Here is a 20,960-nt window from a genome sequence, read left to right as displayed (position 1 = left end):
TCAGCCGGCCCGGCGGCTGATGACCGTCCGGTAAAAATAGGACAGCCAGATCAAGCCGACCACGCCAATCAACAGCACCTGGCTGAACAGCGGGTAGCTGTAAACCAGGAACGAAACACCGGCACACACGATCGTGGCTTTGATCAAATCCAGAGCACTCATACAACAAGGTTACATGGGTTGTGGTTCTCTACTTTAAGATGCACAAGCCCCTGCCGGATGCAACCTCGCGGCCACCAAAGACGCAAGTTCGGGGCGCCGTCCCAGGCCCACCCCACGTTTGTCCCACCCCATCGGGCAGACTGCGGGCGTATGAAATTGAAAAACTGGTTGGTTACGTCGCGCCGTCACGAAGGCAAGGTCATCGTCAGCTTCGGCACGGCCCATTTGCTGCGGAAGGGCGACGGCCGGTTTGAGCTGCGCGGGGGCTCACGGGACGAACGGCAGGCGGCGCGTGAGTGGGTTTCGCTCTTCAAACACGAGGCGGCTGTGGAATGGTGAGCCGCCTCACCAGCGCTTGATCTTGCGGCCAACCGCCCAAAGCACGACCAATCCCAGGGCACCGCCCAGGGTGTCGAGCAGGACATCGTGAACGGCCGGCCCGCGTCCGGGCACAAAGGTCTGGTGGAATTCATCCGTGGCCGCGTAGCACGCCACGATGAGCACGGCCCAGCCGGCTTCGCGCCAGCGCCACGGGCGGGTATCCTTTGCGGTATGCTGCCGGATGGCCCGCCAGAGCAGGATCGCGAAGAGTCCATACTCGGTGAGATGCGCCATTTTGCGGGCGGCAAAGACGAGGTCGTTCACGGTCGCGTCCGCGATGCCCGGATACAGCCAGCGCAGCAGCGGCGCCAGAATGCGCGAGGAGTGGTTGAAGGAACCGGCGCTGGTCGAGGCGCAGAAGATGACGGACATCCACAACAGCGGCGGGAGCCAGAATTTTACGAACAGCCAGAACTTGCGCATGGCGCTCAACATCCGGTTTTACGGCGCGCAGGCAAATGTTTTTCCCGGGAAACGAAAGGTTCAGGACTTGCCCCGGGATCAACTGAGCGTGGCGCGGAATTGCTGGACGGCGTTCAATCCGAATTGAAAGGCGACGGCGGCCAGCAGCAGGCCCATGATGCGGTTGGCAATCCGCAGGGCGATGGGGCTCAGCCATTGCGCGCCGTGCGCCGAGAGGCGGAGCACGGCGTAGGTGGCCAGTCCCACCAGCAGGATGCAGCCGCAGAGAATGGCATGATGAATCGTATCGCTCCCCGCGCGGGCCTGAAACAGCATTGCGGTGGTGATGGCGCCCGGTCCAGCCAGCATTGGGATGGCCAGCGGCGTGATGGCGATGTCGGTTTTTTCCAGGCCGGCCGTGGTTTCCTCCTCCGTTTCGCGGACGCGCGAACGCTGGGCGCGCAGCATGTCCAGGGCGATCATCAGAAGAATCAGGCTCGCAGCGAGTTGAAAGGCCGGCATCGTGATGCCCAGCAGCTTGAAAATCAAGCGCCCCGCGTAGGCGAACACCAGCAACGTGCCGAATGTCGTCATGCCGGCCACCTTGGCCATTTTGATGCGCTGGGCCGGCGTGTCGTTGGGCGTCATGGCCAGGAAGGCCGGCACGACGGCGAACGGATCCACGATCGCAAACAGCGAGCTGGCGGTCAGAAACGCGTATTCCAGATGGCTGCTCATGGCGAACACGCGGTCAGGATGGCATCGCTCATCCCGTGCACAATTTTTTTATCCGCCGGCACAATGGTGGCCAGCACGCCGCCGAGACTGGCGCGTGCGCCGGCCGCGTCGCCCGCCACAAAGTAATATGGGCACAGCCGCACCCGGCCTTTCATCGGTTGCGTCTGGCCGCCGGCAAAGTCAAACCAGGTTGCGTCCACGCTGCGGGGTTTATGGAAGCGCTGCAATACGCGGGGCGATTGCGCAAAGCCGCGCAGGGCGTCATCCACGGCGGCCGCCCAATCAGCCTGCGCCAGGTCGCTCCCGAGCTGCACGCCGCGGGCGCCCCAGGCGAGTTCGGAAAAACCGGACACCTTCAACACCAGCTCGCGCTCGCGCTGTGACAGCAGCTTCAACTGCTGCCAGTCCGTCAGGTTCAGTTCCGGAATGGCGCCGTGCGGCGGCAGCGGCGTCGGGTCAACCAGCCACGTGTAGGGGACATGTCGTTTCAGGCGGTTGAAGAATGCTTCGCCCAGTTCCTGCCGCCAGTAGCCCGCCAGGTTCCGGTTCCACAACAGGGCGAACAGCATCTTCTCCTCGAACAACGGCTTGGGCGGCGGCGTGAGCCGGATTTGTTGCGCGGTGGCGAGTTCGAAGAGGCGGCCCGCATTGGGCACGTTGGGCACGTCGAACAACTCAAAAAAACGGTAAACCGCCGCGCCGGGCTGAAACGCATCGAATTGCGCGTCGTGAACCGAAAAGCGTTCACCCAGTTGCGCGGCCAGCCAGTCCATCTCCGGGCGATACATCGCCGCCTCTTCCGAAACCACGATGTGCACGTGCGGCGTGTCGCCAAAAATGCCGGCAAATCCGTCGAGCATGCCGCGTTCACCGCCGATGACGCCGGCGGGCGCACCGTGGGGCAGGCGGGAGTAGGTCTGGTTCAGCCACGCCGTCAACCCGATGCCGCCTGGGACGGAATCCAGTTCGGTGATGGCGAAGCCGTCCTCGGTGAGCAGGATGTCGGGCCGGATGACGCGCGGCACGTCGTTCTTGAATGCGGCGTGGCGTTGCAGCGCGACCAGCTCGGCCGGCTTGCCGCGATCAAGCCATTCTGCCACCCATGCCGGCTGCCGCCCTTCGAGGCTGCGGCGGTAAAGCAGGTTCACGGCGCGATAAAACTGAAGCAGCACGCGCCCGAGGGAATCGAGTTCCTTGGCGAAGGGCTCGCCAAGGACGAAAGGCGCCGGCGCGGTGCGCCACTCCGTCCCAGCGAACAGCCCGCCTTGGGGCAGTGCGGCGCGAACCTGACTGGCGTTTTCGGCGGCGCTCATCCGCGAATTTGTCCGGTGCCCAGGCCGATCCACTTGTAGGTGGTCAGCTCATCCAAACCCATCGGCCCGCGGGCGCCCACCTTGTCGGTGCTGATGCCAATCTCGGCGCCCATGCCGAACTCGCCGCCGTCGGTGAAGCGCGTGCTGGCATTCCAATAGACCGCCGCGCTGTCCACCTCGGCAAGGAATTGCTTCGCGGTCTGTTCATTCTTCGTGACGATGCTGTCCGAGTGGGCCGAGCCGTAGTGATTGATGTGCTCAATCGCCGCCCGCACGTCGTCCACCACGCGGACGTTCAGAATGTAATCGTTGTATTCCGTGGACCAGTCCTGTTCGGACGCAGCCTTTGGCTGGGGTTGATAGTTGAGGGCTGATAGTTGAGGGAGGGCAGATTCGTCTGCGCGCAGTTCCACCTGCTTCGCGGCGAGCTTGGCGGCGACCAGGGGCAGGAACTGTGCAGCCACCGCCTTGTCCACGAGCAGGGTCTCCATGGCGTTGCAGACGCCGGGCCGCTGCAGCTTGGCGTTCAGCGCGATGCTTTCCGCCATTTGCAAATCGGCATCGCGATCCACGAACACGTGGCAGACGCCCTTGTAGTGTTTGATCACCGGCACCTTGCTGCATTCGGCCACGGCGCGAATCAGCCCTTCGCCGCCGCGCGGCATGCAGAGATCGACGTATTGCGTGAGCGAAAGCAGCGCCGGAATTGCATTGCGGTCCGTGGTGGGCACCACCTGGATGGCATCAGCAGGGAAGGCGTCGCCGAGCGCGGCCCGACCGGCGGCCACCATCGTTTCGGCGATGATTTGATTGGAGTTCAACGCCTCCTTGCCGCCGCGCAGAATGGTGGCGTTGCCGGTTTTGAAGCACAGGCTCGCGGCGTCGGCCGTGACGTTGGGGCGCGATTCGTAGATGATGACCACGACCCCGATGGGCGTGGCGACTTTCTGGAGTTTCAAGCCGTTGGGCCGGACGCGCTCGTCCAAAATGCGCCCCACCGGATCGTTGAGCGCCGCCACTTCGCGGAGTCCTTTGGCCATGCCGGCGATGCGTTTGTCATCCAGTTTGAGCCGGTCCAGCATGGCGCCCGACAAGCCCATCTGCGCGCCGGTCTCCAGGTCGCGCGCATTGGCGGACTGGATGGCCGGGGCCTGCCGCTCCAGCGCGGCGGCCATGGCCAGCAGGACGGAATTCTTTTCCGCCGTGGTGAGCTTGGCCAGCTCGCGTGAGGCGGCTTTGGCCTGCTGCGCGAGCCGGGTCATTTGTTCCAGCAACGTCATGCGCCCAAAGTAGGGGAGAATGACGTCATTTCAAACGCGGAATTGCGCCTCAGAAATGCCACGTCAAGGCGGCGCGCAGGCGGTAGTCCGGCACCACTTGCAGCGCCGTGTTGTCAATGCTGACCGGCACGTCCACGCCGAGTTCCGCGCTGAGCCGGTCCTGCAACGTGAAGGCCAGTTCCGGCCCCACGAACACGGAATCGATGCCGGTGTCGGCAGCCGTTGCACCGTTCAGGTCGTCGGTGCCCTTGTGTTCGCCCGAGACATTGGCCAGCAACGACAGGCTGTAATCGTCATGCAACAGCAGCAGCGCGCCGGGGCCGCTCGACCACGTCAGGTCGTCGGCGAAGCGGTAGCCATAATCGCCCCGCGTGCGGAAGCTGTATTGCAGGGAGCCGCGGAAAATCGCGCGGCGCCAGCGGGCAAACAGACTCGTCCCCACCACGCCGTCCCACGAGCCGGAGCCCAACGTGAGGTCGTGACCGTGGATGCCGCTTTCGGGCGCGCCGGGCACCTCGGTTTCGTCCAGCTCCTCGGCGATGCGCCGGGAACTGCCCGTCGGCATTTTCACACCGCCCAGTGCGTTCCAAACGAAACTGCCATCCACCGATTCCTGCCGGAGCAACTGCACGTGCCCCAGCAGCAACACATCGCCCAGCCCGGACTCAGTGCCGCGGTCCGTGGCGAATCCCTCGGGCCGCTCGAACGAGCGATAAATCAACGGCACGTTGAACTGCACGCCCCAGCGTGGCGTGACGTTGTAGCCGGCGAACAGTTGCGAAATCGAACTGTCCAACCGTTGATGCGCCTCGTCTGGCACTTCGGTGCCGTTTTCCTGCAAAGTGGCGAAGTGCGTGAATTGCTCAGCCACGCCGCCGAACCAGCCTTCGCTCGTGTCGCCGCGCGCTTCGTTGGCGGCATAGACGGCACAAAGATCACACGCGGACAGCGACCGCACTCCGGCCGCGACCGCCATCAGGGTAACAAACAAATGTTTCATGAGGACCAATCGGGAACACTGAACCCGTTCCGGGCCGCGGTTTTGGTTGTGCGGTGGCCGGCGTGACGCCGGTCCGCTCGGGCGGACGAGACGTCGGGCGAACGGGTTTGGGACACCGCTTCGAGCGGGTCCCGGGTTGTGGAACAACAAGCTGACCGCACGCTATGGGAGCGGCGGGTTAACGACACCGGTGGCTCAGGCAGCAGTGGAGCGGGGCGGGGGCAGAAGCGGAGCGTGCGAAAGCGAGTCCGCAGTTGCTTCGAAGGCGGGCAGCCAGTGGAAATCGGCCGGCGGAACGAACACGAAGCATGACCGTTCCCAGGCGAGGTCCGGCTGCTTGAGTTTCACTCCAGGAAATTCGGTCTCCGGCCGCTTTTCCGTCTGCCGGCCGGCGGCAATCGCCCGACAGCAGCGGCAGGGATGCTTGCCATCAAACGTTCGCTCAATGGACTCCGTCACGGAGTGCGTTTGCAGATTGTCGGCCAGCATCGCGGCCCACGCGAAGGATTGCAGAAGCGCCCAATGACCACCGATGGCCGCCAGAAGGGCGGCAACCAGCATCCAATGGCCGAAACGACGCAGCACGCGGCCACTCTTGGGTCATGAAGCCGGCAAGTCAAGCATCGCCATGTTATTCGCGGGGGGACTCAACCGTGCGGCTTCGCGCGGACCAGCTTCACGATGCCCCAAACCATCAAGCCAAGCCCGCCCAGACCCACCAGAATCGAAAGCCCGACGCCTCCGAAAATGAGACCGAACAAACGCAGGAGCCGGAACTGTGAGAAGGAAAATATCAAATCTTGGGCGGAGCCCGACACTTGCACGGTCACCGTTTCCGGCTGTGCGACGTCCACGTAGCCGATGCTCTTTTTCGTGCTGCCATTGTTGCTGGCGGAAATGGACCGGTCGCTGACGAATGGCAGTTCGCGGCCGCTGGCGGCGTGAACCTGAATCGTCAGCCCATCAGGAAGATCGGCGGATTGCGCGTAGTTCCGGCCCGGGTAAACGGTCCCGCAATCGTGCCAGAGATAGTAACGGCCAGCCTCCTTGACCGTGACCTCGGTTTGCCCGGGCACCTTGAATTGCGTCTCCGGTTTGTGGTGCAAAACCACCACAAGAACCAACCACAGCGGCACAACGAACGCTCCCAGCAGGAACAACAGGCCGCCGGTGATGGTCGTTTTGGTGCCGCGTCGCATTTGCTTCGGAACTTTTTAGTGAGTGTGGAATCCATTTAAGATCGGGTGCGACCATCCCAGCAAGCCGTTTTGTGAAGCTGACCAAACGCCATCGACGGCGCCGCCGCCGTTTGACTATCCTCCCGCCCGTGAAATCACTTTGCCTTTCCATGGGAATCCTGCTGGGCGTCGGCCGCGCGTTGGCGGATGTCGCCATAATCAAGGTGCAGGCGGATGCCCCCGGCCGGTCCATCGGCCCGGATTTGGTGGGCGTTTTTTTTGAAGACATCAACTACGCGGCGGATGGCGGGCTTTATGCCGAACTGATTCAAAACCGTTCGTTCGAATATCAGGCGACGGAACAAAAGACCTGGAATCCGCTGAGCTATTGGGACGTGCAGACCCCCGGTGGCGGCCGCGCCTCGCTCGATGGGGAGGCGGCGGCGCCGCTCAACGCCAATAATCCTCACTATGCGGTGTTGGAAGTGTCCGAGCCCGGGCAGGGCGTCGGCCTGGCGAACCCCGGTTTTGACGGCATCCGCGTGGAGGCGGGCGGGCGCTATCGTGTTTCACTGTTCGCGCGGCAGCTTTACGTTGGCAACCGCTGGGGCGGTTCCGCGCACGCGGGCCATCCGGCACCGTTGACGGCGCGATTGGAAAGCAAGAGCGGTCAAGTGCTGGGCGAAGTGGCCTTGGGCGCGCCCGGTTGGGAGTGGACGCGGCTGACGAACACCATTACGGCGACGCAATCCGAGGCGGCGGCCCGCTTTGTCCTGGTGGTGACCAATCGCGGCGGGATGGCGTTGGACGAGGTTTCGTTGTTTCCAGAAAACACGTTTCGCGGCCGGCCGAATGGTTTGCGACCGGACTTGGCGCAGGCGATTGCCGATTTGCATCCGAAGTTCATCCGCTTCCCGGGAGGCTGCGTCGCGCATGGCAACGGCCTCGGCAACCTGTATCGGTGGAAGGACACCATCGGCCCGGTGGAGGAGCGTCATCAGCAGGCGAACCTCTGGGGCTATCATCAATCGGTTGGCTTGGGCTACTTCGAGTATTTCCAGTTTTGCGAGGATATCCGCGCCAAACCCCTGCCCGTGGTGGCCGCGGGCGTGTGCTGTCAGAATTCCGGTCACACCGGTGGCACCGGGCAGGAGGGATTGCCGCTCGCGGCCATGCCTGCCTACGTGCAGGACATTCTGGATTTGATCGAGTGGGCGAACGGTCCCGCCACTTCGGCTTGGGGCGCCAAGCGCGCGGCGGCGGGTCACCCCGAGCCGTTTCATTTGCAATACCTCGGTGTCGGCAACGAGGACGCCCAAACGGAGGTGTTTCGCACCCGGTTCAAAATGATCTACGAGGCCGTGAAGGCGCAGCACCCGGAAATCACGGTGATCGGCACCGTGGGGCCGTTCCCGGACGGACCGGATTACGACGCGGGCTGGCAGTTTGCCAATGAACTGCACGTGCCCATGGTGGATGAGCACTACTACGAAAAGCCGGAATGGTTTTGGGACCACCTGAATCGTTACGACGGTTATGACCGCTCGTGGTCGCAGGTGTATCTGGGCGAATACGCGGCCCATGATGCCGGTCGGGCCAACACGCTGCGTTCGGCGCTCGCCGAAGCGGCCCACCTGACCGCGCTGGAGCGCAATGGCGACGTCGTCCGCCTGGCCTCGTATGCGCCCCTCCTTGCCAAGCAGGGCCGCACGCAATGGCGGCCCGATCTGATCTATTTCGACAACCAGCAGGTGCTGCGCACGGTGAATTATTTCGTGCAGCAGCTGTTCAGCCTGAACCAGGGCGACGTCTGCCTGCCGACCACTTGCTCCGGGGTTCCGGCTGGCGCCCGCCTGGCAATCTCGTCCGTGAGCGAACGGCGTTCCGGTGACCTCATTATGAAACTGGTCAATGGACAAGCAACGCTTCAGCCGGTGCGCGTGAGTCTGGCCGGGGTCAACAATGTCGGCTCCGAGGCGATTCAGACGGTGCTCACAGGCGATCCGGCCGCGGTGAACGATTTCAATCAGCCGCTCCGGGTGGAGCCGGTCACCTCGCGCCTCAAGGTGGGGCCGGTGTTCGACTGTGAACTGCCCGCCCATTCGCTGACCGTGTTGCGCGTGAAGACACGCTGAGCCGCGACGTGTTTTATGAACCCGACAAACATGCCATTAACCCAGGGACCCGCTCCGGCCGGATCGCATCGGCCGCTGGGCAAAACCGGGCTCTCGGTGCCGCCGGTGATCTTCGGCACCAGTTGCCTCGGCAACTTGTATGAAGTGGTGCCCGACGAAACGAAGCGGGCCATTGTGGCGGAGATCATCCGCCATTCGCCGGCACCGGCCGTTTTTGATTCAGCCGGCAAATACGGTGCCGGGCTGGCGTTGTCCGTCATCGGGAATTCGCTGCGCACGCTCGGCGTGAGGCCGGGCGAAGTGGTGATCAGCAACAAGCTGGGCTGGTATCAGGTGCCGCTGCGCGGGCCGGAACCCACCTTTGAACGTGGTGTGTGGGCCGGCATTGGACATGATGCGGAATCACGCATCAGTTACGAGGGCATCCTGCAATGTTACGAACAGGGCAACAGCCTGCTGGGTCCGGGGTTCAGCGCCCAGGTGGTGTCGGTCCACGATCCGGATGAATTTCTGGCCGCGGCCAAATCGCCGGCGGAACGGCAGACCCGTTTCGCGAAAGTGCTGGACGCGTATCGGGCGCTCTTTGAATTGAAGGGCCGGGGACTCGTGCAAGCCATCGGCATCGGCGCCAAGGACTGGCGCGTCATCCGCGAAATCGCCGGTCACGTGGACCTGGACTGGGTCATGTTCGCCTGCAGCCTCACGGTTTACTCGCATCCGCCCGAGTTGCTCGCCTTCATCGCCCATCTCGCGTCGCGCGGTGTGGGCATGATCAACTCCGCCGTTTTCAATGCCGGTTTCTTGATTGGCGGCCAGTGGTTCGATTATCGCCGGCCCGACCCTGTGAAGGAGGCATCGCTGTTTGCATGGCGCGGGCAATTCCTGGCGCTGTGTGCACGCCACGCTGTGAAGCCCGCGGACGTTTGCGTGCAGTTTGGCCTGGCGGTTCCCGGCATCGTGGCGGTGGCGCTCAACACGGGCAAACCCGCCCACGTTCGCGACAACGTGCTGAGTGCCACGCGGCCGTTGCCCGCGGCCTTGTGGCGCGACCTGAAGGCGGCGGGCTTGCTGGCGCGCGAGTTTCCGTTTCTGGGTTGAGGCCCGGCGTTTCCGTTTTGCCAAGCCGGAGGTGCTTTGCCATGCTGCCACGCACATGAACCGCATCGTCGAACGCTTCGGCCGGCTGCAACAGGGTGGTAAAAAGGGCCTCGTCATTTACATCGGCGCCGGGGATCCGGACCTTGCAGCAACCCGGGAACTGGCGCTGGCTTTCGACCGCGCGGGCGTGGATGTCATCGAGCTGGGCGTGCCCTTCAGCGATCCGCTCGCGGACGGCCTGGTGAATCAACTGGCGGCCCAGCGCGGCCTGGAATCCGGCACCACGCCGCCCAAGCTGCTGCAAACCATCGCGGCCATCCGGCGCGATTCGCAGATCCCTGTCGTGCTCTACGTCTATTTCAACCTCCTGCACAAGCGCGGCGTGAAGGAGTTCATCGTCGATTGCGCGAAAGCCGGCGTGGACGGCCTTTTGGTGCTCGATCTGCCGCCCGAGGAATCGGACAACTACGAGCGCCTCATGCGGGAGGCGGGGCTCTGCAACATTTACCTGATTGCGCCCACGACGCCCGAGGACCGCATGGAACTCATCGCGCGCCGCGCCAGCGGGTTCATTTACTACGTCTCGCGCGAAGGCGTCACCGGCATGCAGGCGAAAATTTCGGACACCATCGCGACCATGACCGCAAAGATTCGCGCACACACGTCGCTTCCCATAGCGGTCGGCTTCGGGATTTCCAATCCTGAGCAGGCGCGCACCGTGGCGCAAAGTGCGGAAGCCATTGTGGTCGGCAGCGCGGTGGTGAACCAGATCGCCGAACACGGCCGGTCGCCGGAGCTGGTGACGCGCGTCAGTGCGTTCGTGAAATCGCTCGCCGACGCGGTGAAGTCGGTTTGAGCGCCGGCCGAGCATGAGCGTCCTTTTCCCGTGAATCCATGAAAACCAAATCCAACCTTGCAGTTCGCATTCTGTCTGTGCTCACAGTGTCCGCCTTTGGGCTGGGCGGACCGGCCGCCGCGGCGGCTGCGGAAAACGACCCGCCGGTGCCACCCGCGGAGCTGCCGATTGTGGACGGCTCGTTTCAGCCGACGTGGCAGTCCCTCACCAACTACCAGACGCCCGAGTGGTTCCGTGACGCGAAGTTTGGCATCTGGGCGCACTGGGGGCCGCAATGCGAGCCGGAGCACGGCGACTGGTATGCGCGCCGCATGTATATGCCGGGCGATGCGGACTACAAATCGCACCTGGCCGAATACGGCCATCCGTCCACGAACGGCTTCAAGGATGTGATTCACGAGTGGAAGGCGGCCAACTTTAATCCCGACCAGCTGCTCGCGTTCTACAAGAAGTGCGGCGCCAAATATTTCATGGCGCTGGCCAACCACCACGACAACTTCGACAACTTCAATTCGCGGTATCAGCCGTGGAACTCGGTGGCCGTGGGGCCGCATCAGGATTTGATTGGCGGCTGGGCGCGGGCGGCCCGCAAAAACGGTCTGCGCTTCGCCGTCAGCGTGCATGCGTCGCACGCCTGGTCGTGGTATGAACCCGCCCAGGGCGCGGACAAGGAGGGCCCGCTCGCCGGCGTGCCCTACGATGGCAAGCTCACCAAAGCGGACGGCAAAGGGCTCTGGTGGGACGGCCTGGATCCGCAGGATCTTTACGCGCAAAACCACCCGCCGGGAACACGGCTGGACTGGGAATGGAATCCCGCCAAGGGCAGCAGCATTCCGGATGCGGCCTACCTGAAAAAATTCTTCCTGCGCACGAAGCAGCTTTGGGACGACTACCAGCCCGACATGATTTACTTCGATGATACCGTGATGCCGTTCCACGGATTGACGGATGAAATCGGGCTCCGGCTGGCCGCGCACTTCTACAACACCAGCATTCAACGCCACGGGAAGAACGAAGCCGTGATGAACGGCAAGCATCTTGACGAACTCCAACGCCAAGCGCTCGTTTACGACATCGAGCGCGGCAAGGCCTCCGGCATCCTGCCCTTTGCGTGGCAGACGGACACCTGCATCGGCTCGTGGCATTACGACCGTGCGATTTACGAGCATCATCGCTACAAGATTGCGGCGCAGGTGGTGCCCATGTTGGTGGACATCGTCAGCAAAAACGGCAACCTGATGTTGAGCGTGCCCGTGCGCCGCGACGGCACGATTGACGACGACGAGGTGAAAATCGTCGGCGGCATCGGTGCGTGGCTGAAGGTCAATGGCGAGGCGATCTACCAGACACGGCCGTGGAAAACCTACGGCGAAGGTCCGTCCACCACCGATTTTGAAAAGGGCCAGTTCGACGGCCAGCGGGACACGCACGCGAAGCCGTTCACGCCCGCGGACATCCGGTTCACCCAGTCCAAGAACGGCCGGACCCTCTACGCCGTCGTGCTGGCGTGGCCGGCGGATGGCAAAGTGACCATCAAATCACTGGCGGAAAATTCACCGAACTGGCCGGGCAAGATTGGCAGCGTCCGCCTGCTGGGCGGCGGCAAGCTCAAGTTCACGCGCAATGCGGACGGCTTGATGGCCACCCTGCCGGACAAGCCGCCGTGCGACATTGCGTTCGCGCTGAAGATCACGCGGTGAACGGGATTTCATGCCGGCCGGGGAACTCACACCATGAAAGCGAAAGCCACCAACCAGACGGAACGGTTTGTCATCATCATGGCGGGCGGGCGCGGCGAGCGCTTCTGGCCTATAAGTCGTGAGAAGACCCCCAAGCAGCTCATCAAGCTGCTTGGCGACCGCTCGTTCCTGCAACAGGCCGTGGATCGCGTCCTGCCGTTGGTGCCCGTCAAAAACATTCTGGTCATCACCAACGCGGCGCAGGCAGCCGAGGTGCGCAAGCAATTGCCGAAGCTGCCCAAGAACAACGTCATTGCGGAACCGGTCGGCCGTGACACGTGCGCGGCGGTGACGCTCGGTGCCGCCATCGTGGGCGCCCGTTCCGTGAATGCGGTCATGGCCGTGCTGCCCGCGGACCACGTCATTCCCGAGGCGAAGAAGTTTCAACAAGTGCTCGGCGATGCCTTTGATCTCGCCAGCCGCGGGCAGGTGATAGTGACCATCGGCATCAAGCCGACCGAACCGGCCACGGGTTATGGCTACATCCGCACCGGTGCCGAACTGCCACCGCCCGCCGGCGTGAAGCGATACAAGACGACGTTCTTCAAGGCCGAGCAGTTCGTGGAGAAACCGAACTACGACATCGCGCTGACCTATCTCACCAGCGGCCAATATCGCTGGAACGCCGGCATGTTCGTGTGGTCCTTCGTCACTGTGACCAACGCGCTGGAGAAGCATCAGCCCGAAATGCGCACGGCGTGCCAGCGCTGGTTTGAGGCGGCGACGAAGGGGAAACTGGAGCGGGTGCTCGCCCGCGAATATCCCGACGTCAAAAAAATCAGCGTGGACTACGCCCTGATGGAACACGCCCAAAATGTGGTTGTGGCCGACGGCGCCTTCGACTGGGATGACTTGGGCGCCTGGCCGGCGTTGGCGCGGCACCTCAAGCCCGATGCCGAAGGCAACTGCGCCGTGGGAGAATTCATTCACGTGGACGGGGCGCGGAACATCATCTACGACGGCCGCAGCCAAAGCCGTCGCACGCCAATTGCCTGCGCGGGGCTGCGTGATTCCATTCTGGTTTTGACCGACGATGCGGTCTTGCTCGCCCACAAGTCACAGGCCCAAAAGATCAAGGAGCTGGTCAAAAGACTCGCCGAGAATCCAAAACTCAAAAGGCTGGTGTGAGAGAGGTCATTATCCACACCGACGGCGGTTGCGAGGGGAATCCCGGCCCGGGCGGCTGGGCGGCCGTATTGCGGCATGGGGAGCATGTGCGCGAAATTGCGGGCGCGGAACCGGCGACCACCAACAATCGCATGGAACTCCGCGCCGCCATCGAGGCGCTGCGGGCGCTCAAGCAGCCCTGCACTGTCAAAATCTTCACGGACTCCGAATATCTGCGCAACGGCATCACGTCATGGATCAAGGGCTGGAAGGCGCGAGGCTGGATCACGAAAGACAAGCAGCCGGTGAAGAATGCCGATCTCTGGCGTGAACTTGACGCGGCGGGTGCGCGTCACCACGTGACGTGGGGCTGGCTCAAAGGTCACGCCGGCCACGCCGACAACGAGCGCTGTGATGTGCTGGCACGTGACGCCATCCGGCAGTTGCGCAGCAGACTTTCCCCTGCGGAACTCAAATCGGCGCTGGTCGCGTTCAAGGACGCTGGTGCGCCCGCGGCGAGGCAGACCCCTGCGCTTTTCTGATTTATCCCGTTGCCTCGGTTCATCCTGCATTTTGCAACCGCTTCTTGCAAAACGCTCACCCGCTGCTCGTTTCGTGAATAAGTTTTTGGTGTGGTGCTTTGACACAGGCGCGGCGGCGGCGATACTCAGGCCGAATCATTTAACCCAAGGAATTGACCATGAGTTCTACTACCGGCGGCAAAAACGTTCTTTCAAATGACGTTGAGATCAAAGGCAACCTTCGCTTCGGCGGCGAACTGCAGTTCGAGGGGAAAATCGAGGGCGAAATCAGCTCGGACGGCACCCTGACGTTGGGCGATACCGCCACCGTCAACGGCAACATCAACGTCAGCAACGTGGTGGTGCGCGGCAAGGTGACCGGCAACATCACGGCCAAGGAGAAAATTGACATCAAGACCAAGGCGGAAATCTTCGGTGACATCAAGGCCAGCAAGTTGAGTGTCGAGGAAGGGGTGACGTTTGTGGGCCGCGCCGAAGTGAATCCGAACAAGATTGCGCCTTCCGCCCAGCCGGCCGGGTCGCGTCCGTCCGAGGCGCCGAAAGCGCCCGAACCCGGCAAGCCCGGTGTGCGTTAAATTGTTCCCACTGCGCCCGCAGGCCGCTGACTGCCTCGGTGCATGAAGCCGGACAAGATCAATGTCGCGTGCCCGCATTGCGGGCACGTGCAGCTTGAACCCCGCGACGGTTACTCCACGGTCTGCAAAAAGTGCCGGCAGCATTTCCGGCTGGAGGAAGTGCTGCGGCCCCGGACGGATCGGGAGGTTCGCCATCACGACACGCGGCAGGTCACCTGCTTTCAATGCGGCACGTTGCTGGCCGTGGCGGCAGAGGCGGAATCAACCATGTGCAAGCGGTGCAGCGCGCACATTGATCTGCGGAACTACACCATCAATCAGGCGGTCTCGAAAAATTTCCGCACGCACGGCACCTTTGTCATCGGCGAAAAGGGCTACGTTTTCAACACCGAAGCCGAAGTGGGCGACGCCATCATCAAGGGGCGATTCCTCGGCAAGCTGCACGCGCACCGGACGCTGACGATCCATGCCCCGGCGGACTTCAAGGGCACGTTCAAAGCAGGGCTTTTGCTGATTCCCGCCGGCGTCAAAATGGCCTGGCCCAAGCCGCTGGACGTGCAGTCGGTGGAGATTGCCGGCGAATTGGTGGCGAATGTCCGCATTCCGGGGCCGGTCGTGCTGCGAGCCACGGGCCACCTGTTTGGCGATGTGGAAGCAACCTCGCTCATGGTGGAGCCGGGGGCCGTGCTCGTGGGGCAGTTGAAAATCAATCCGCCCCGCGCCACGGCGCCGAATGCGGCGGCAGACGTCGTGTCGGCGGCCCCACCGGAATCACCGCCGTCGTCAGCGGGCGCAACGAACGAACTGCCGGGGCTGGATCTGAAACCGCGCAAGCCGGCGGCGCGCCGGCCCTCCAGCCGGACAAAGAAAACGGGTTGAGGAGCGGCGTGTGCGGTTACACGTCTTGCAGTTTTCCGGTCAGGTAGCTTTCGTAGGAACTCAGGTCGAGCAGTCCGTGGCCCGAGAGGTTGAACAAGATTACCCGCTTTTGACCGGCTTCGCGCGCGCGAATCGCTTCCAGCACCGCGCCGTGAATGGCGTGGGCGGATTCCGGGGCCGGCACCACCGCTTCGTTCTGCGCGAAGAGCATTGCGCTTTCAAACACCTTGGTTTGATGATGCGCCTCCGCTTCGATCAGGCCCAGTTTCAGCGCATGACTGACCATCGGCGACATGCCGTGATAACGCAGCCCGCCGGCGTGGATGGCCGGCGGCATGAACTTGTGTCCGAGTGTGTGCATGAGCAGCAACGGTGAACTCTCGGCGGTGTCCCCGAAGTCGTAACGCAGTTCGCCTTGCGTCAGGGAAGGGCAGGCCGAAGGTTCCACGGCCACAATGCGGCATCGGGACTGGCCGGCGAGCTTTTGTCGGATGAACGGGAAAGCCAGCCCGGCGAAATTGCTGCCGCCCCCCGCACAACCGTAAATCACATCCGGCGCCTCGCCCGCCAGTTCCATTTGCCTGATGGCTTCCAGGCCGATGACGGTTTGGTGCAGCATCACGTGGTTCAGCACGCTGCCCAGGGCGTATTTGGTTCCCGGATTTTTTGCCGTGTCTTCCAACGCCTCGCTGATGGCGATGCCCAGCGTGCCGGGACAATGCGGATCCTCCTGCAGCAACCGGCGGCCGTAGTCGGTCTGATCGCTGGGACTGGGATGCACGCTGGCGCCCCACGTGTGCATCAACATCCGGCGATACGGCTTGTGCTGATAACTCACCTTGACCATGTAAACGTTGCACTCGAGACCAAACAATTTGCAGGCGAGTGCAAGCGAAGCGCCCCACTGGCCCGCGCCGGTCTCCGTCGCCAACCGGCGGGTGCCCGCCATCTTGTTGAAATACGCCTGCGCCACCGAGGTGTTGACCTTGTGGCTGCCAGCCGGACTGGTGCCTTCATACTTGTAGTAAATATGCGCGGGGGTTTGGAGGGCCCGCTCCAGCCGCGTGGCGCGCAGCAACGGCGAAGGCCGCCAGCGCGCGTAGATGTCGCGCACCGGCTCGGGGATTTCGATCCAGCGATCGCGGCTGACTTCCTGGGCAACGAGGTTCTCCGGGAAAATGGCGTGCCACGCCTCGGGTGGCAGCGGTTCGCGCGTGCCCGGATGCAGCGGCGGCGGCAGCGGTTCCGGAAAGTCGGCGTTAAGGTTATACCAGTGCGTCGGGAGATCCGCCTGGCCGAGGTCGAAACGTATGGGCTGACTCATGCGGCAGTTATGTTTTGACACAGCGTTGATGGAGCAGGAGCAAAAAGCTCACCCGCTTCTGCCAAAAATTGCGCAAAATTTGGCCGCCGCCCGGCACCCCGCACCGGCTATTCCCGCACCGTCGCCTGCAATTTGGCCTTGAAGGCCTCCACCACTTTGGCATGCGCGGCGTTGACCTCGGCGTCCGTGAGCGTCTTGTCCGCGCCGCGATACGTGAACGCGTAGGCGAGGCTCTTCTGCCCCTCCGGCACGTTCTTGCCGCGGAAGACGTCGAACAACTCCACGCTTTCCAGATTCACGGGTTTGGCCTGCTTGACGGCGCCGAGCACGGCGTCGTGTGTCGTGGCTTCCGGCACGAGCATCGCGATGTCGCGGCGGCTGGCGGGGAATTGCGGCAGCGCCTTGAATGACTTGCTGCGGCTGCCGCGCGCGATGAGTTCGTCGAGCCTCAGTTCCGCGAGGAAGACGGCGTCGCGCAGGTCATACTTCTTCGCCAGCGTCGGCAGCAACTGGCCGAGCTCGCCGAGCGGCAGCTTGCCGCCGAGTGCGACAGTGGCGGATTCGAGGAACAACGCGGTGCTCTCGGCCCGCTTGCTGAATTGCACGCCGCGCAGACCGAAGTGCTCGAGCGCATCCTCGACGAGGCCCTTGAGATCCATTGCGTCGAACTTGGCATCGCGCTCACCGCCGCTCCAGAAATTGAGCGCGCGATTGCCGGTGATGGCAATGGCCACACGGCGTTCCTCCTTTGTCTGGCCATTCACACTGGTGAAAACGCGTCCCACCTCGAATAATGCCACGTCGTAATTCTTCCGGCTGACGTTGTGCCGCATTGAGTGGATCAAGCCGGGCAACAGGCTGGGCCGGAGCACGTCCATGTCGGCGCTGAGCGGGTTGGCCAGTTCGACAATCTCCTCGACCTTAGCATTGCGGACTTCGGATTTGCCAATCAGCGTCTGCCCCTGGGCTTCATTCAAGCCGAGGCCGATGAGCAGCCGGCGAACGGCGGCGATTTCATCGTAGATCGCATCGAAAGCGTTTTCACCATGCGCACCACGCGGCGCCGTGGCCGGAATTTTGTCCACGCCGTAGAGCCGGGCGATTTCCTCAATGAGATCCACCTCGCGTTTGAGGTCGGGGCGATGAGTCGGGATGGAGAAGGTCGCGGATTGTGGTGTGCGCGTTCCGGCTTCAGCCAAGCCGAGGCTGGTGAGAAACTTGGACTGTTGTTCCGGCTCAATCGTAATACCAAGCAGTTCTGTGATTTTGGCGAAGCGTAATGAAATCTCCTTTGGCTTGAGGGCTTGCGGATACGCGTCCACCAAGCCCTCGGCCAACTGGCCACCGGCCGTTTCGAGGATGAGCTGTGCGGCGCGACGGCTCGCGAAATCCACACCCCAATTCGGGTCGCAGCCGCGCTCGAAGCGGTAGCTGGAATCTGTGCGCAACCCGAGCGTCTTACTCGTGCGGCGGACATTCGACGGCGCGAAGTAGGCGGATTCGAGCAGCATGTCCACGGTTTGCTCGTTGATCTCCGTGTTCTGGCCGCCCATGACGCCGGCCAGCGCGATGCCTTTGGTTTCATCGGCGATGAGCAGGTTCTCGGCGTTCAGCGTGTGTTTCTGTCCATCCAGCGTGATGAACATCTCGCCTGGCTGCGCGCGGCGCACCACGATGGTTGGTTTCCCGTCCGTGCCTTTGGTGATGAGATGATAATCAAACGCATGCAGTGGCTGACCGGTTTCGAGCATCACGAAATTCGTCACGTCCACGACGTTGCTGATGCTGCGCAGGCCGACCTTCTCCAGCGCTGAACGGAGCCACTCCGGGCTGGGGCCGACTTTCACGCCACGAATGACTCGGGCCGTGTAACGCGGGCAAAGATCGGGCGCATCGAGACGAACGCCGACCAAGGAGTTGAGGGTTGATGGTTGAGCGTTGACGGCAGGAAGCGCTGGCAGCTTCAATGCGTTCCCAGTTAGCGCGGCGATTTCCCGCGCGATGCCGATGACGCTGTTCCAGTCCGGGCGGTTGGGCGTGATTTCGAGATCGTAAACCACATCGCCGCCGGAACGGCCGAGATACTCTGCAAACGGCTGGCCGACCTTCGCGTCCTCACGCAGAATGAGCAGACCGTCTTCCTTTTTGTGACCGATCTTCTCCGGGTCGAGGCCGAGTTCCTCGTGCGAGCACATCATGCCATGCGACTCGACGTTGCGGATCTTGCCGACCTTGATGGTAAACGGCTGCGTCTCGCCCGCCTTCAAAGGCAGCGACGCGCCGGGCAGGATGAGCGGCACCTTGTCGCCCGCCTTGAAATTCTGCGCGCCGCAGACGATCTGGCGTTCGCCCTGACCGTCGTTGACGCGGCAGACGGAAAGCTTGTCAGCGTTGGGATGCTTGTCGCGGGTGATGACCTGCGCCACGACGATGCCATCAAACTCGCCGGCGACCTTGTGGACGCCTTCGACTTCAAGGCCGAGCAGCGTGAGCCGCTCCGCGAGTTCCTCGGACGACCAGTTGAAATCCACGTATTGCTTGAGCCAGTTGAGAGTGATTTTCATCGCGTCAAAACCGGGTTTTAACCGGGCCGGGAGGGTAATCGGGCGGCGCGTGGCAACCCAGCGAAAATTCGCGCCTGCCGGGTCGAAGACCGGCGTTCCAGAAGCATCGTCACTTGAACGCGCTCTTTACCGGGCGGCCCCAGAAGCTTTCCGGCAACGGCACATTCAGCAGCCAGAGTGCGGTGGCGGCGGTGTCGTATTGGACCACGGGCGCGGTGATGGTGAAATTCGGCTTCACGCCCTTGCCCCACGCGATCCAAGGAATGGTGACATCCGCAGTGTCCGGTGAGCCATGCGTGCCGACGGTTTTCCCGTTCTTGTCCTTGATGTCGTGGGAACCGTGGTCGGCCGTGAGGATGAACACGCTACTTTTGGTCAAACCTGCGGCGTCCACGGCGTCGCGGATGGTCTTCAAGGCCTCGTCGCAATTCTTGAGCGCCTGAATCTTTTCCGGTGAGGCGGCGCCGTGAGCATGGCCTTCCGTGTCGGGATCGCGGAAATGGATGAAGCAAAGATTGGGTTTGAGTCTCCCCACGTCATTGGCGAAGACCCTGGCCACGGACTTGGCGTCGTCGCCGTCCTTGGGCCAGACGAACGCGTCCAAACTGCCGGGCAGCACGAGGTGCTCAAACTTTTCCTTGCCCACGAACATGGCCGTCACCAGGCCCTTTTGATGCGCGAGACTGAAGATGGTGGGCACCTTGACCAGCCCGCGCTGGGGTTCATAACTGTTCCACGTGATCTGATGTTTTTGAACGCCCACGCCCGTCAACATGGAAGTGTGTGAGGGGAGCGTGAGGCTGGGCACAATGGTGTAGGCGCTCCACGTGCGCGCGCCTTCATCCGCCATCTTGTGAAACACCGGCATGTCGGTGCGCTGAATCAGGTCGGGATTGCCCTGGTCAAAGCTGATGATGAAAACGTGTTTGGCGTGCGGCGCGGCGGTGGCGGATGTAATGGTGAAAAAGGCGAGAACAAATCCAATCAGCACGGCAACGAGGGTTCGTTTTGAGTTGAGCATCTTGTTTGGGACGTTCGTCAATGAGGGATATTCGGGGAAAAACTCCGACGATTATCATCCAGTTACCGCTGAGTGCTTCATTCAATCACCGGCAGCACCTTCCAGCATTTGAGAAAATCGTCAGGCTCTGTAATCAACCAAGGTTTCTTGGCCCAGCACACTACGATTTCGGCGACACTTCGCGGGGAGGGAGGTATCCCAGCGATTTCTAACAACTGGCTGCACGCCTCATTCGTCTCCCGACCTAAGTTGTTGAGATACGCCCCGCCGAGGTTTTGTAGCAGTGATTTCTTCTGCGAATCTGATAAGCCGCACATTTGGGCGAATACGGCACAAGCAAATGCTGCGGCATTGTCATATACTTGTATCGCTTCGTCAGATGATAACTTGCCTCCTAATTCATCGAGAAGTGCCTTGCGGTTCATTTCAAGGCACTCGCAAAACAACCGCAGATTCGGGCTCCTCAAATCTTCTTTGCCTTGGACTGATCTCACCAAAAATCTGCTCGCCAGGACGAGCGCCTCCGCAAATTCCAGCAATAGCTCATCACGATTGCGGGCCGCTCTATACTTTGGGGCGAATCGTTTATTTTCCTCAATCGCGTTCATCAATACATGAAGAAATGAAGCGCCTTCCCCATGTTGATTCGCGTTCATTGCAGTCAGA

At 62.3% G+C, this 20,960-nt stretch carries 21 protein-coding genes; 9 read left to right on the top strand and 12 right to left on the bottom strand.

Features of this window, described 5'->3' with window-relative positions; all coding sequences use genetic code 11:
- The gene (locus VFV96_02130; protein HEU5069191.1) at positions 1-162 is read right to left on the bottom strand and encodes a hypothetical protein; all 162 of its coding nucleotides are present in this window, start codon (positions 160-162) and stop codon (positions 1-3) included.
- A gap of 150 nt (positions 163-312) precedes the next feature.
- Here VFV96_02130 and VFV96_02125 point away from each other — a divergent pair, with 150 nt between their 5' ends.
- Positions 313-501, top strand: coding sequence for a hypothetical protein (locus VFV96_02125; GenBank protein HEU5069190.1), 189 nt, complete (start codon positions 313-315; stop codon positions 499-501).
- A gap of 6 nt (positions 502-507) precedes the next feature.
- Here the strand turns inward: VFV96_02125 and VFV96_02120 are convergent, their stop codons facing one another.
- The 7 genes from VFV96_02120 to VFV96_02090 form a co-directional block, all read right to left on the bottom strand.
- The gene (locus VFV96_02120; protein HEU5069189.1) at positions 508-966 is read right to left on the bottom strand and encodes a VanZ family protein; all 459 of its coding nucleotides are present in this window, start codon (positions 964-966) and stop codon (positions 508-510) included.
- A gap of 78 nt (positions 967-1,044) precedes the next feature.
- Entirely contained in the window at positions 1,045-1,683 is a 639-nt protein-coding gene (locus VFV96_02115) for a MarC family protein (protein ID HEU5069188.1), read from the bottom strand.
- A complete protein-coding gene (locus tag VFV96_02110; GenBank protein ID HEU5069187.1) occupies positions 1,680-2,996 on the bottom strand; it encodes a hypothetical protein in 1,317 nt (438 codons plus the stop codon). The genes VFV96_02115 and VFV96_02110 overlap by 4 nt, the downstream gene beginning before the upstream one ends.
- A complete protein-coding gene (locus VFV96_02105; GenBank protein HEU5069186.1) occupies positions 2,993-4,276 on the bottom strand; it encodes a glutamate-5-semialdehyde dehydrogenase in 1,284 nt (427 codons plus the stop codon). Before VFV96_02105 ends, VFV96_02110 begins: the two co-directional genes overlap by 4 nt.
- A 49-nt stretch (positions 4,277-4,325) precedes the next feature.
- The gene (locus tag VFV96_02100) at positions 4,326-5,276 is read right to left on the bottom strand and encodes a hypothetical protein (protein ID HEU5069185.1); all 951 of its coding nucleotides are present in this window, start codon (positions 5,274-5,276) and stop codon (positions 4,326-4,328) included.
- Between the two features lie 195 nt (positions 5,277-5,471).
- On the bottom strand, positions 5,472-5,861 hold the full coding sequence (locus VFV96_02095) for a hypothetical protein (protein HEU5069184.1): 390 nt from the start codon (positions 5,859-5,861) through the stop codon (positions 5,472-5,474).
- A 62-nt stretch (positions 5,862-5,923) separates the two neighbouring features.
- Entirely contained in the window at positions 5,924-6,475 is a 552-nt protein-coding gene (locus VFV96_02090; protein ID HEU5069183.1) for a hypothetical protein, read from the bottom strand.
- Positions 6,476-6,624: 149 nt separating this feature from the next.
- Between VFV96_02090 and VFV96_02085 the strand changes: the two genes are divergently transcribed.
- The 8 genes from VFV96_02085 (at position 6,625) to VFV96_02050 (ending at position 15,385) form a co-directional block, all read left to right on the top strand.
- Positions 6,625-8,589: an alpha-L-arabinofuranosidase C-terminal domain-containing protein gene (locus VFV96_02085; GenBank protein ID HEU5069182.1), complete on the top strand. Its 1,965-nt coding sequence runs from the start codon at positions 6,625-6,627 to the stop codon at positions 8,587-8,589.
- A 15-nt stretch (positions 8,590-8,604) separates the two neighbouring features.
- Positions 8,605-9,687, top strand: coding sequence for an aldo/keto reductase (locus VFV96_02080; protein HEU5069181.1), 1,083 nt, complete (start codon positions 8,605-8,607; stop codon positions 9,685-9,687).
- A 55-nt stretch (positions 9,688-9,742) separates the two neighbouring features.
- Positions 9,743-10,543, top strand: coding sequence for a tryptophan synthase subunit alpha (trpA, locus tag VFV96_02075; GenBank protein HEU5069180.1), 801 nt, complete (start codon positions 9,743-9,745; stop codon positions 10,541-10,543).
- A 38-nt stretch (positions 10,544-10,581) separates the two neighbouring features.
- Positions 10,582-12,243 carry an alpha-L-fucosidase gene (locus tag VFV96_02070; GenBank protein HEU5069179.1) on the top strand — a complete coding sequence of 554 codons (1,662 nt, stop codon included), beginning with the start codon at positions 10,582-10,584 and terminating at the stop codon, positions 12,241-12,243.
- 33 nt (positions 12,244-12,276) lie between these two features.
- Positions 12,277-13,410 (top strand): sugar phosphate nucleotidyltransferase, encoded by a 1,134-nt coding sequence (locus VFV96_02065; protein HEU5069178.1) that lies wholly within the window; start codon positions 12,277-12,279, stop codon positions 13,408-13,410.
- Entirely contained in the window at positions 13,407-13,931 is a 525-nt protein-coding gene (gene rnhA / locus VFV96_02060) for a ribonuclease HI (GenBank protein HEU5069177.1), read from the top strand. The genes VFV96_02065 and rnhA overlap by 4 nt, the downstream gene beginning before the upstream one ends.
- A gap of 158 nt (positions 13,932-14,089) precedes the next feature.
- A complete protein-coding gene (locus tag VFV96_02055) occupies positions 14,090-14,506 on the top strand; it encodes a polymer-forming cytoskeletal protein (protein HEU5069176.1) in 417 nt (138 codons plus the stop codon).
- Positions 14,507-14,548: 42 nt separating this feature from the next.
- Positions 14,549-15,385, top strand: a complete 837-nt coding sequence (locus tag VFV96_02050) for a polymer-forming cytoskeletal protein (GenBank protein HEU5069175.1) — start codon at positions 14,549-14,551, stop codon at positions 15,383-15,385.
- A gap of 16 nt (positions 15,386-15,401) precedes the next feature.
- Here VFV96_02050 and VFV96_02045 read toward each other — a convergent pair whose 3' ends face one another.
- The 4 genes from VFV96_02045 to VFV96_02030 all read right to left on the bottom strand — a co-directional run bounded on the left by VFV96_02045 (position 15,402) and on the right by VFV96_02030 (position 20,950).
- Positions 15,402-16,709, bottom strand: a complete 1,308-nt coding sequence (locus VFV96_02045; protein HEU5069174.1) for a TrpB-like pyridoxal phosphate-dependent enzyme — start codon at positions 16,707-16,709, stop codon at positions 15,402-15,404.
- A gap of 107 nt (positions 16,710-16,816) precedes the next feature.
- Positions 16,817-19,273 carry a phenylalanine--tRNA ligase subunit beta gene (gene pheT / locus VFV96_02040; GenBank protein ID HEU5069173.1) on the bottom strand — a complete coding sequence of 819 codons (2,457 nt, stop codon included), beginning with the start codon at positions 19,271-19,273 and terminating at the stop codon, positions 16,817-16,819.
- 109 nt (positions 19,274-19,382) lie between these two features.
- Positions 19,383-20,294 carry an ectonucleotide pyrophosphatase/phosphodiesterase gene (locus tag VFV96_02035; GenBank protein HEU5069172.1) on the bottom strand — a complete coding sequence of 304 codons (912 nt, stop codon included), beginning with the start codon at positions 20,292-20,294 and terminating at the stop codon, positions 19,383-19,385.
- Between the two features lie 77 nt (positions 20,295-20,371).
- The gene (locus tag VFV96_02030; protein HEU5069171.1) at positions 20,372-20,950 is read right to left on the bottom strand and encodes a hypothetical protein; all 579 of its coding nucleotides are present in this window, start codon (positions 20,948-20,950) and stop codon (positions 20,372-20,374) included.
- Positions 20,951-20,960 lie beyond the last annotated feature (10 nt).

It is taken from the genome of Verrucomicrobiia bacterium, assembly GCA_035765895.1.
In the GTDB taxonomy this organism is placed as follows: Bacteria; Verrucomicrobiota; Verrucomicrobiia; order Limisphaerales; family DSYF01; genus DSYF01.
Note: the sequence above shows the minus strand (reverse complement) of the source record. Positions and strands in the feature narration are given on the sequence as shown.